This window comes from Chryseobacterium sp. FR054, from assembly GCF_056844565.1.
Genome location: NZ_JBXDSA010000004.1, coordinates 419,301 through 432,419, shown reverse-complemented (window position 1 = coordinate 432,419; position 13,119 = coordinate 419,301). Strand labels below are relative to the sequence as shown.

The 13,119-nt window shown below is 40.6% G+C and carries 7 protein-coding genes; all 7 read left to right on the top strand.

Annotation, left to right across the window (positions count from 1 at the left end; all coding sequences use genetic code 11):
• Positions 1-24 precede the first annotated feature (24 nt).
• The 7 genes from AC106S_RS18210 (at position 25) to AC106S_RS18180 (ending at position 13,114) form a co-directional block, all read left to right on the top strand.
• Positions 25-792, top strand: a complete 768-nt coding sequence (locus AC106S_RS18210; RefSeq protein WP_047096265.1) for a succinate dehydrogenase/fumarate reductase iron-sulfur subunit — start codon at positions 25-27, stop codon at positions 790-792.
• Positions 793-1,100: 308 nt separating this feature from the next.
• On the top strand, positions 1,101-2,633 hold the full coding sequence (locus tag AC106S_RS18205) for a TlpA family protein disulfide reductase (RefSeq protein WP_482441099.1): 1,533 nt from the start codon (positions 1,101-1,103) through the stop codon (positions 2,631-2,633).
• A 159-nt stretch (positions 2,634-2,792) separates the two neighbouring features.
• A complete protein-coding gene (rlmD, locus tag AC106S_RS18200; RefSeq protein WP_482441098.1) occupies positions 2,793-4,199 on the top strand; it encodes a 23S rRNA (uracil(1939)-C(5))-methyltransferase RlmD in 1,407 nt (468 codons plus the stop codon).
• 36 nt (positions 4,200-4,235) lie between these two features.
• Entirely contained in the window at positions 4,236-6,713 is a 2,478-nt protein-coding gene (locus AC106S_RS18195) for a zinc-dependent metalloprotease (RefSeq protein WP_482441097.1), read from the top strand.
• A 4-nt stretch (positions 6,714-6,717) separates the two neighbouring features.
• Positions 6,718-7,191: a DUF6452 family protein gene (locus AC106S_RS18190; protein WP_482441096.1), complete on the top strand. Its 474-nt coding sequence runs from the start codon at positions 6,718-6,720 to the stop codon at positions 7,189-7,191.
• A complete protein-coding gene (locus AC106S_RS18185; protein WP_482441095.1) occupies positions 7,157-7,816 on the top strand; it encodes a DUF6048 family protein in 660 nt (219 codons plus the stop codon). The genes AC106S_RS18190 and AC106S_RS18185 overlap by 35 nt, the downstream gene beginning before the upstream one ends.
• A 912-nt stretch (positions 7,817-8,728) precedes the next feature.
• Positions 8,729-13,114 carry a GEVED domain-containing protein gene (locus tag AC106S_RS18180; RefSeq protein ID WP_482441094.1) on the top strand — a complete coding sequence of 1,462 codons (4,386 nt, stop codon included), beginning with the start codon at positions 8,729-8,731 and terminating at the stop codon, positions 13,112-13,114.
• Positions 13,115-13,119: the final 5 nt, after the last annotated feature.

Genomic DNA, 13,119 nt, shown 5'->3' with positions numbered 1-13,119 from the left:
TCTCCAACCTATAAATATAACATTATGAGTGCAAAAAAAGGCCTACATCTTACGCTGAAAATTTGGAGACAGAAAAATAATAAATCTAAAGGTCAGTTTGAGACCTACAAAATATCAGATGTATCTACGGATTCTTCATTTTTGGAGATGCTGGATATCCTGAACGAAAACTTAATTAACGAAGGAAAAGAACCTATCGCTTTTGATCACGACTGTCGTGAAGGGATCTGCGGTATGTGTTCGCTTTACATCAATGGTAGAGCTCACGGTCCTGATACAGGTATTACAACCTGTCAGCTTCACATGAGAATGTTCAAAGATGGAGAAACTATCGTTATTGAACCATGGAGAAGTGCTGCTTTCCCTGTTATTAAAGACTTAATGGTAGACAGAAGCGCATTCGACAGAGTAATGGCTGCAGGTGGTTTCATCTCTGTAAATACCTCCGGTAATACATTGGATGCCAATGCAATTCCGGTTCCTAAAGAAGACGCGGACAGAGCGATGGATGCTGCTGCCTGTATCGGATGTGGAGCCTGTGTGGCAACCTGTAAAAACGGATCAGCAATGCTGTTTGTGGGAGCCAAAGTTTCCCAGTATGCATTACTTCCACAAGGTAGAGTAGAAGCTAAGAGAAGAGTCCTGAATATGGTGAAAGCTATGGATGAAGAAGGATTCGGAAACTGTTCAAATACAGGAGCATGTGAAGTAGAATGCCCTAAAGGTATTTCTCTTGAGAATATCGCAAGAATGAACAGAGAATATATGGCAGCTCTTGTAGATCAGGGATAGAACCGGTTCAGATAGAATAAAAAAAATCGTCTCTGCTAAAGAGACGATTTTTTTATGCTGTTAAAGTTTGTTAAGTTCCTTAAAGTGCTTGGTGCTCTTTATATAATAAGTCTATATTTGGTGACCGTATAATATTGTACAGCTAAAGATTGTCTTTTATGGGATTCCGACAGAAAAGGGAAAATCAATAAAGATTAATTACTGTATAATACCTTATAGCAGGGTTGTTATAAAATTTTCAAAAAAAATAATCGGGGTGAATTAGCAAACCCTAAAAAACGTATTTTTGTGTAATATTAAAAATTGAAATGAAAAAATATCTTTTATTGTTTATCATCGCGGTCTTTGCGGTGTCTTGTTCAAAAAAAGTTGAAGTAAAAGGAAAGATTACAGGAGGCTCACCATTGGAAAGAATTGAGCTTATTGAGGCTTCCGGTGTGGCTACACTGCCGCTGGTAAATCTGGGATTAGATAAAAACGGTAATTTCTCCGGTTCCTTCGACGCTCCGAAAGACGGGATGTATGAGATATCTTACGGAGAAAAAAGAAATCTTATCTATCTAAAAGCGGGACAGACTTTAAATATTTCCGGTAATGGAGCAACTTTCCCTATGGAATATGTAATTACCGGTGATGCTAAAAAGAATAACGATTTCTTTATAGCTACCCAAAAATATCTGGGAACGTATGCACAGAAGGCAAATGTTCTTGAACTGGTGGAAAAAGATGAAAAGACATTTCTTCAGGGAGTTCAGAAAATAGATAGCGATATCACAAAAAATATGGATGAGAACGTTAAAAAGTTCAATCCGGACAATGATGTTGTAGAATGGAAGAAAATGGATGTTGCCAGTACTATTCTTACCATTATGTCACAATATGAAATGAGGAAGAAAATATCAGAAGGCCCGGCTTTCAAATTCTCTAAAGCTTATACAGATTATGAAGAAAAGTTACAGGAGAATAAAGATAAAATGCTGAAGACAAGTCCTGTTTACAGAAGCTATTTGCTGAACAAATATAATATTGATTTCCAGAAGTTTGCTGAACCTAAAGTAGCTAAGAATCCTACCGTTACCCTTTCTGAACTGTTTGCAGAGTTCCTGAAAAATCAGAAAGATACTCCGCAGCTGAAAAAAGATTATCTGCTTTCATTTATTCTTGCTCAGGATATCCGTCCGGGAGCAGATCCTAAAGCACTGGACAGAATTTCTAAGATTGTAGACGAAGATATCAAAGATACAGATGTAAAGAAGAGCCTGAAAGAGCTTCACCTGGCAGTAACCGGAGTGAAAGTTGGAGAAGTTGCTCCTGAAGCTTCCCTGATCAAACAGGATGGGAAATCATATAAAATTTCAGAAGGAAAAGGAAAACCGAATATGCTTGTATTCTATACATCATGGAATCCTTACATCGCAGAAGCTACCGTTCCGATCCTTAAAGAAGTGGTGAACTTCTATAAATCTAAAATGAACTTCACATTTATCAACCTTGATGATACAAAAGATCAGTTTATCAAAACCAGCAATGCTCTTCTGAAAGGTATTCCGGGAGTAAGTGTATACGGAGAAGGAGGCCTGAATTCAGACGTTGCCAAAAAATACGGAGTTTATGGATTTAAACTGCCATGTTTCGTAGTGGTGGATAAAGACGGTAAAATTGCCAGCAGATCTTTTGTGAATATCGGAGAACAGGATCTGGTAAATATCCTCGATAAGCAGACCGGTCTTACAGCACCTAAAGTAAATCCTAATATCCAGCTTCAGCCTGGAGGAGAAATGATGGTGGACCCTTCACAGCCTGCACAACCTGCAAATCCACAGCCTGCACCTGTAAAATAGTAAACTTTAACATACATGAAAACCTTATCCTCGGATAAGGTTTTTTTTTATTGTATTTTTGCCGGATAAAGCCGGAAGGTTTTATGGTTTAGAAAAATAGAAATTGAGGGATGAGAAGTAAGATTCCCGTCCGGACTTAGAAAAAATTGAATTTTACGGATGAAAAAGAAAAAGAATATAATTCTTGAAAATATCAGGCTTCTGGCTGCAGGAGCTAAAGGGGTAGCCATAGGAAAAACAGAGGATGGGAAAACGGTATTGGTTTCAGGAGCAGTACCGGGAGACCTCGTCAATGCCAGGGTAAAGAAAGCCAAATCCAAATATTTTGAAGCCGAGGCAATAGAAATCGTGGAGAAATCTCCTTTCAGAACAGAACCTAAATGTATTCATTTCGGAGCCTGCGGAGGTTGCAAATGGCAGAATATGGCTTACGAAAAACAGCTCGATTTTAAACAGGAAGAAGTCTATAACAATATCAAAAGAATTGGCGGAATTGATGATTTTGTAACCGTTCCGATTCTGGGTTCCGAAGAACAGTATTTTTACAGAAACAAAATGGAATTCTCTTTTTCCAATGCACGCTGGTTAACGTTGGATGAAGTCAGTTCGCAGGAAGATATCAATGATAAAAATGCCCTCGGGTTCCATATTCCGGGAATGTGGAGCAAAATTCTCGACCTTAAAGAATGTTTTCTTCAGGAAGATCCCTCCAACGCAATCAGACTGGCCGTAAAAGAATACAGCGACAAAAACGGACTTGAGTTTTTCGATGTAAGAAACCATGCCGGATTCCTGAGAACACTGATGATGAGACAGAACTCAAAAGGAGAATGGATGGTGCTGTTCCAGCTTTATCAGGAAGAAAAAGAAAACAGAGAAAAACTTTTTGAGTTTTTACTGGAAAAATTTCCTCAGATCAAAACACTGGTTTACGCCATCAATCCGAAACCGAACGATTCTATCTATGATCTGGATATCAACGTTTACTTCGGTGAAGGCTATCTGATGGAAGAAATGGATGGGCTTCAGTTTAAAATAGGTCCCAAATCCTTTTTTCAGACCAATTATAAACAGGCTCTTGAATTATACAGAAAAACCCTGGAATTTGCAGACCTGAAGGGGACTGAAGTCGTTTATGACCTGTACACAGGAACAGGAACTATTGCCCAGTACGTCGCAAGAAATGCAAAACAGGTAATCGGAATAGAATCTGTGCAGGAAGCCATTGATGCAGCCAGAGAACATGCCGAATTGAACGGCCTTGATAACTGTACTTTCTACTGCGGGGATATGAAAGACATCTTCAATGATGAGTTTCTTGAAAATCACCCTAAAGCAGACGTACTGATCACTGATCCGCCAAGAGACGGAATGCACCAGAAAGTAGTGGAGCAGATCCTGAAACTTTCACCGGAAAAAGTAGTTTACGTAAGTTGTAACTCTGCAACACAGGCCAGGGATCTTGCCCTGATGAAAGACCACTATACCTTAGTGAAAATATTGCCTGTGGATATGTTCCCACAAACACACCATGTTGAAAATATTGCCCTGCTGATCAAAAAATAAATATTTAAATTTGAAAATATAACCTGAAAATTTTAAATGAAAGAAGTGAAAAACCTTAGGAATACAGCATTAGTCTTATTGGCACTGTCACTGGGACAGAATGAACTGAAAGCACAGGAAAAAGACTCTGCGGCAGTAAAAACAGATACCGCAAAAGTAAAAAAAGATGATCTGAAGAAGAAACCCGCTATGAAATCCTATAAGGAAATCATTACCGATAAGGCTGTTTCAGACCAGGGTGTTTTCACCGTTCACAAAATTGAAGATAAATATTATTTTGAAATTCCCGATAAAATGCTGAAAAAGGAATTTCTTTTGGTAACGAGACTTACAAAAGCGGCAGCGGGAATGCGTTCGGGAACTACCGGTTATGCCGGAGATCAGATAGGCCAGCAGGTCGTTGCTTTTGAAAAAGGCCCGAAAGATAAAATCCTTCTGAGATCTATTTCATATGTAGACTATGCAAAAGATTCCACATCAGATATGTATAACTCCGTAATCCGGAATAACGTACAGTCTATCATCAAATCTTTTGACGTAAAAACATATGGAAATGATAAAAAATCTTCAGTAATTGAGGTCACAGATCTTCTGAATTCTGATAATGAAATGGTGTCTTTCTCGGTAAGAAACAAAGATGCCTTCAAGGTAGGGGCTTTTCAGAAAGATATGTCATTCGTGAACTTTGTAAAGTCTTTCCCGGGGAACATAGAAATCAATACCACCAAAACCTTTGCACGCACCTTAGGGAAACCCGCACCGGGAACTCCTCCTGCTGATCTTCCGAAGGTAAGCGGAAACTATACGGTAGAGATCAACTCATCCTTCGTTCTCCTTCCGGAAAACAAGATGCAGGCCCGTTATTTTGACCCTAGAGTAGGCTATTTTGCCGTAGGATATACCGATTTTGACCTGGATCCTCAGGGTGTAAAAAGAATTTCACTGGTAAAAAGATGGAGACTGGAGCCCAAGCCTCAGGATCTTGAAAAATATAAAAGAGGAGAACTGGTAGAACCTGCCAAACCCATCGTATTCTATATCGATCCCGCAACTCCCAAGAAATGGGTTCCTTACCTGATCCAGGGAGTGAACGACTGGCAGAAAGCTTTTGAAAAAGCAGGATTCAAAAATGCAGTTTATGCAAAAGTTCCTGATCCTAAAACAGATTCGGAATGGAGCCTTGAAGATGCAAGATATTCTGCTATTGTTTACAAACCTTCAGACGTTCCCAACGCTTCCGGACCCTCTATTTCAGATCCGAGAACAGGGGAAATTCTGGAAAGCCATATCAACTGGTATCATAATGTAATGCTGCTGTTAAGAAACTGGTATTTTGTACAGGCAGCACCCAATGATGAAAGAGCCAGAAAAGTAAAATTCGATGATAAGCTGATGGGAGAACTCATCCGTTTTGTTTCTTCCCATGAAGTAGGACATACCTTAGGACTAAGGCATAATTTTGGCTCAAGTTCTACGGTGCCCGTTGAAAAGCTGAGAGATAAAAAATGGCTTGAAAAGAATGGCCATACTCCTTCCATTATGGATTATGCAAGATTTAATTATGTTGCACAGCCGGAAGATAAAATCGGGGATTCCGGAATTATGCCGAGAATCGGAGATTATGACGATTGGGCTATTGAATGGGGATACAGAAGATTCTATCAGTACAGTACACCGGATGCAGAAAAAGAACATCTGAATAAATGGATCATCAGGAATCTTAAAAATGAAAGACTTTGGTTTGGTACAGAATCCAACCCTCTGGATCCGAGGTCACAGAGTGAGCAGGTAGGAGACAATGCCATGATAGCAAGTACATACGGAATCAAAAATCTTAAAAGAATTATAGATAACCTGGACCAGTGGACGGCAACCCCGAATGAAGATTACGAAAATCTCGGAATGATGTATGATCAGGTAGTATCACAATTCAGAAGATATACAGGACATGTTTCAAAATATATTGGCGGGCAGATGGAAACGCCCAAAACGGCGGAACAGTCAGGAGTAGTATATGAAGCCGTAGCCAAAAAAGATCAGGAGGAAGCCATGAGATTTTTAGAAGAGAATGTGTTTACCACACCACAATGGCTGCTTAAAAAAGATATTTTTGAGAAAACGGGTAAAACCCCTGTAAATACTGTTGAAGAGATCCAGAACGGTGTTCTTTCAAGAATTTTAAGTTCTTTTGTATTACAGAATATGTATCAGATGGAAGCAATAGATCCGAATACCTATACCGTGATGAATTTATTGTCAGACCTTAATCATTCGGTTATTAAAAAACAGAACCCGGATGTATACGGAAGAAATCTTCAGAGAAACTATGTGAGCAGTCTCATTAAGCTTGTGGATACCAAAGTTTCGGACAAATCCGATGTTGCTGCCATTGTCAGAGGAAATTTAAATACAATAAAGAAAGAGCTTGCAGTAAAGGCAGATTCAAATACAGTGAATAAATACCATTACGAAGACCTTGTTTTCAGAATTGAAAAAGCTTTAGACCCAAAATAGAAATATGAAATACCTTAGATACCTTATAGTATTATGCGGCCTTTGTATGATCTGGTCATGCGGAGGGGATGATGATATCTGTGAAAGCGGAGAAGGAACTCCACGGATGAGAATAGGCTTCAAGTCCCAGGACGGTAAAATTACGATGCTGGAAAACGTGTATGTTGCCGTAAATTACGGTTCCGGAAAAGTGGAACTGGGGAGACAGCAGAAAGTGGAATCAATACTTGTTCCTCTAAGAGTGGATGATAATGCCTATACGGATATTTATGTGAGGGAAGAAGAAAAAGGGAAAGAATCTCAGGTAAGAATAAGCTATACTACCAAAGCAACGTATGTATCTCCGGGATGCGGCGTTAAAAAATCCTATGAAAATCTGAATGCAGAATTAGTAACAACTGATCCTGTAAAAGGAACGGAAGTAGCACAAAATCAAATAGAGAATGAAGACAAGACAAGTATTTATCTTATTTTTTAGCCTGATCGGAATACTGACGCTGGCTCAGGAACAAAAAGAAGCAAAGAAATCCGGCTGGAAATACGAACCCAATTTCATGGTAGGGCTTGATGCCCTTAATACAGGAGTTTCTTTTTTCTCAGATCGTATGCTGTATCAGGGGTTTATCTCTTCCAGAATAAAAGAAAACGTTCATGCCATTGCAGAAGCGGGATTTGAAAAAAACGTATATCAGAAAAACGGCTACGATGCAAAGGCCAGCGGACCTTTTGTGAAACTGGGGGCTTTTTATATGCTGGCAAAAGATGTTGAAAATCCGTTCAACGGATTTTATGCCGGGGGAAAAGTGGGGGGAGCCTTTTATAACCAGGAATATATGGCCATCCCTGTCCGGGGGTTTGGTGGAAGCGCTTCCTCGGTGGCATTTCCGTCTTCTTCACAGTCTTCTTTCTGGCTGGAAGGAACAGTTGGAGGACGGGTTCAGCTGTTTGATTCTAACTTTTATATAGACGTTAATCTTCAGCCAAGATACCTTGTATATACTTCCAAGCAGGATAATATATCACCAATGATTGTTCCGGGATTCGGAAGAAGTTCTTCCAAATTCAATATGGGTTTTGCATGGAATATAGCCTATAAATTTTAAATATAAAAACTAAAAAAAACAAGGCTTCGGTATTTCCGGAGCCTTGCTTTTTTATACACTGGGATGAAAAATATATGTGGCGGGATTCCCGAACCCCTTTAGTTAAACTTTATCCTATTTAATATCAGTTCGGATAAGAAAATCAGACTTATTTTACATGCTATACTTATAAATTTTCCGCAAAAAAATATGATGTTATTTGAGCTTTTTAAGTGTTCCGTAGGAGTACTCTGTTCATAGAATTGATATAGATGATCTGAGGAGAGCTCCGTAGGAGCGACCTGATAATGATATTCATTAATATGTTGGTCTCGCAGAGCTTTAATACAGGCAAAATTTGAGAACAATTTTAGAGAACCTTAAATAAGCTCAGTTCGGGACAAAAATATCTGATTCAGACTGGTTGGAAGCTGGGAGAAGAAAACTATGAAGGTCACTGGAAATAAGTGTTGATTTCCATCTCACTTCCCTCCTTTAATACCTAAAACCTTTACCCCGAACTCTCACGGTATTTAAGGTGATAAAAATTTCTATGGTTACAACACTGTGGCCGGTTGCCGGAAGCCGGAAATACCAGCCATGAAAATATGCGTGTTGGAGACGGATCATATGAAAAACAAAAGACCGGCTCATATCCCGGATTCATAAGGAAATGGCTCAGCATATTAAAATAGTACTGATCCCGGGGGGAATCCCGGTATTTTTTATTTCATGGAGTAAAAACAGATATTATGAAAATTTTACAAAAAAAATGCGATTTATTATAAAATTAGTAATGAAAAATGATTAGATTTGTATGATTAATATAATAATGAGAACATTATGAAGAAACTCTTTACTTCTTTAATACTTCTTCTGTGTTTGATAAACATCGGCTTTGTATCAGAGCTCTATGGTCAAACACCTGCGACATTGCCCTACAGCCAAGACTTTACGGCGGGTAATGATTTCACATTTTTGAACGGTAGTCAGCCCAATAAATGGGTGCATGGCAACGTGGTCGGAAATCCCGGAAATTCCCTTTTCATTTCAAATGATAGTGGAGCGTCCAATACTTACGACAATGGTAATACAAGTGTTACCTTTGCTTACAGGGATATTACGATTCCGGCAGGATCCGTTATTGCCAACTTCTCGTTCGACTGGAAGGCCAACGGTGAATCTACCTATGATTTTTTAAGGGTATGGCTGGTTCCTACCACCTATACACTTAACCCGGGAACGAGAATCACTACGGGAACAGGAAGAACCCTGGTAAGCGGTAATCCGTTTAACTTACAGACTACCTGGCAGACGTACTCTACCAGCAATTTAAGTATCAATACTTTTGCCGGAGGTACCATGCGTCTTGTATTCGAATGGGTTAATGACGGTTCGCAGGGATCAAACCCTCCTGCATCTGTTGATAACATCTCATTCTCTGTGCCTTCATGTCTTTTCCCTATATCATTGGCAGTTCCTACTGTAGGAGCCAATTCTGCAGGACTTTCATGGGCACCTCAGGGAACAGCTCCGGCTAATGGCTATGAATATTATTATTCTACTACCAATACACCTCCGGGAACAGGTACACCTGGTACTCCGGTTCCAGGGACTACGGCCAACCTTCCGGGACTGGCTAACGGTACCACCTATTACTGGTGGGTAAGAGCTGTTTGTTCCGGTACAGATAAAAGTGCCTGGGCAGCAGGTCCTTCATTCATGACCGGACAGATCGGACAGGGAAATCTTACAGGGGTATTGCCGGACTATTCATATTACGGATATAACTACTCCCAGCAGATTTACACCGCAGCGGAAGTAACTGCAGCGGGTACAAACAGCTATATTACAGCAATTAAATTCTATGTAGCTACAACTTCATCTCCTCAGACCAACTACAACAACTGGGTAGTTTATATGGGGAATACTACACAAAATAACTTTGCAACTACCACAAGCTGGGTCCCTTTGGCAAACCTTAAACAGGTTTATACAGGAACTTTACCTACCATGACGGATGGAACCTGGGTTACCATACCTCTTACCAGCCCGTTTATTTGGGACGGAACCAGTAATATTGTAATTGCAGTGGATGAAAACTCTCCAGGCTATACCGGATCTCCGGGAGCTACATGGGGAAATTATAATGCCGGAACCAACAGAGGTATTCTCTTCTATGAAGACGATACCAACCCGGATCCAGCTTCTCCGCCAACGGCAACCAGCAGATATTCCAATATCCCGAAACTGGTATTGGTAAGTGAGGCCCTTCAGACCTGTTCTGCTGCGCCACCTGCAAATATCGCCGTTACGGGTATTACACCTACTTCAGCTAACGTATCCTGGACACCTACGCTCGGAGCAACATACGTTTTACAATACAGAGTGGCACCTAGCGGCGCATGGAATACAGTTCAGATCACTACACCTCTTACATCGAGCTGGCCTCTTACCGGACTGAACGAACAGACCCAGTACGAAGTGCAGATCGCTACAAAATGTAACGGAAACCAGGGAGCATTCTCAGCAGGAGTATTCTTCACAACACCTCCTATTACCTATTGTAGTGCAGCCTCTACAAGTAGTACCATTGATGGCTATATCAGTAAGGTTGTGGTAACTCCAACAGGAGGTATACCGGTAACAAGTAATTCAGAGTTCAGTAACTATACAGATTATACTACTGATCCTACAAGATTGATTACCTTATCAAGAGGATTGAACAATAATACTATTTCCATTACCAAAACATGGCCGGGTACCCAATATTCTTTTGGAACCGGAGTATGGATTGACTTTAACAGAAATGGTATATTTGAGCCTTCAGAAAAGATTCTGACTTCCGGAAGTAATACTACATCTCCGGTTACAGCTACCTTCTACGTGCCTACCGTAGCTCAGGGTGCTTACGGAGGTGCGCTTACTACCCGTATGCGTGTAGCATTAAGAGAAAGTGGTGCACCTGATGCGTGCGGTACATTCACATGGGGAGAAGTTGAAGATTATGCTGTAAAACTTGTTGATCAGCCGGCGTGTACCAATACACCGCCTAACGATATTACAATAATGAATATTACGGCAAATACTGCTACCGTATATTGGACTGCCGCAGCTAATGCCACTTATTCGCTTAGATACAGATTAGCAGGAACAACAGCATGGATTACGACGGTAAACCCTGTACCTGCTCCGGGAAATACGTATACAATTACCGGTTTATTGGAACAGACCAAATATGAAGTTCAGGTAGCTACAAAATGTGGTACTGCAGCTCTTGGAGCATATTCTGCTTCAGTACAGTTTACAACAACACCGCTATCATACTGTGAAATGACAGGTACAGGAACTAACGACCACATTTCTAATGTAACCGTTACCCCTGCTAACCCAGGTGCCCCGGTAATGAGTAATACATCGGTACAGACCAATTATATCAGCTATACAACACCGGAAACTCTCATCACTCTTGATGCAGGTTCCATTGGTAATAAAATTTCTGTAGCTAAAGGATGGACGGCTGCAACCAACAGTGATGCGGTGACAGCCTGGATCGACTTCAACAGAAACGGACAGTTTGAAACCGGAGAACGTATCCTTATTTCACCGTCCAATACCAATACGCCTGTTACAGCAAACTTTGATGTTCCGGCTACTGCCTATACAGGACAGTACACTACAACAATGAGAGTAGTATTGAAGCGTGGAAGTGCACCTACTATCTGCCAGAATGCAGCTAACGGTGAAGTGGAAGATTATGCGGTACGAATCAGATCGTGTACAACGACCACTCCAAGCCAGCCTAATATTACCCCTACACACAACTCTGCAACAGTTAACTTTACAGGAGGGACAGTTACCTATCTTGTAAGATACAGAACTCAGGGACCACCTCCGGGACTGTGGACAGAAGTATATGCTTCAGCAGTTCTGAATAACATACCTCTTGTAATTACAGGATTGGCAAACGCTACAACTTATGAAATTCAGGTTGCTGCAGTTTGTGGTGGTGTTACCGGAAGCTTTACACCAATCAAGACATTTACCACAAGATGTGATCCTACTCCTCCGAATGTTATTGTAAGTAGTATTACCACTAATTCTGCACTTATTACATGGGCACCGGTAGTGGCAAGTTCAACTTACGTTTTCGAATGGAGAAAAGTTGGAGATCCAACATGGAACCAGATTACAGGTATTGTACCTCCTACCAATACTTACCAGTTGAATGGTCTGGATCCTTATACTACTTATGAAGTAAGAGTGGCCAACAAATGTAACGGAGAAACAGGAATCAATCCATACTCTAATCCGAAAGTATTTACAACGGAAAGAATCTGTGAACTGCCTCCTCCGGGCTTAACGATCACGCAGCTTACGCCTACAACTGCTGAAGTAGTATGGGAAGGATTCCCTGGAGCAACCTATATGCTGAGATACAGAAAAGTGGGAATTCCGAGCTGGACAACAGTTTCTACAATAGATCCTACTTATACCATTACAGGATTAACTGAACTTACAAGATATGAAATGCAGGTAGTGAATATTTGCAGCGGTACCCCTGGAACCTATACCCCTCCATATTATTTCACAACACCAACAGTGATCTACTGCCAGATGGGAGCAGAAAACTTCGGAGGAGAGCATATTTCTAAAGTGACGGTAAAACCTAACGGAAGACCTGAAATGAAAAACGAATCCGGAGCGTCAAGCTACACAGACTATACCGGAGTTCCGGGAGCATTCATTGAACTTGTTCAGGGATCCACAGGAAATGAGATCAGCATCGAGAAAAAATGGACAGGTACCAACCATGATGAAGGAATCGCCGTATGGATCGATTTCAACAGAAACGGATACTTTGATATCAATGAAAGAGTATTTACTTCACCACCGAATACAGACAGCCCTGTATCAGGAACATTCAGTGTTCCTGCCGATGCATTCGTAAGTACATCTGCTCATAAATACGTAGTGATGAGAGTGGCCATGTCGAGAGACGGTATTCCTGTAAACTGCGTGAACATGAAGAACGGGGAAGTGGAAGATTATTCGGTAAGAATTGCCAAGCAGGGTGTTCCGAATTCACTGAACCAGGATGATATCATGATCTATCCGAACCCTGTAAGCTCAGTATTGTATGTGAAAAATATCAGCAAAAAAGCAAAATATAAGATCTACAATGCAGCAGGTCAGGTGATCGTTGAAGGTATTCTGCTGAACAACCAGATCAATGTAAGCAGACTGATCAACGGAGTGTATGTAATAGATATCGATGATAACGGTAAAACCGTACAAAAGAAATTTATCAAAGAATAATCAAT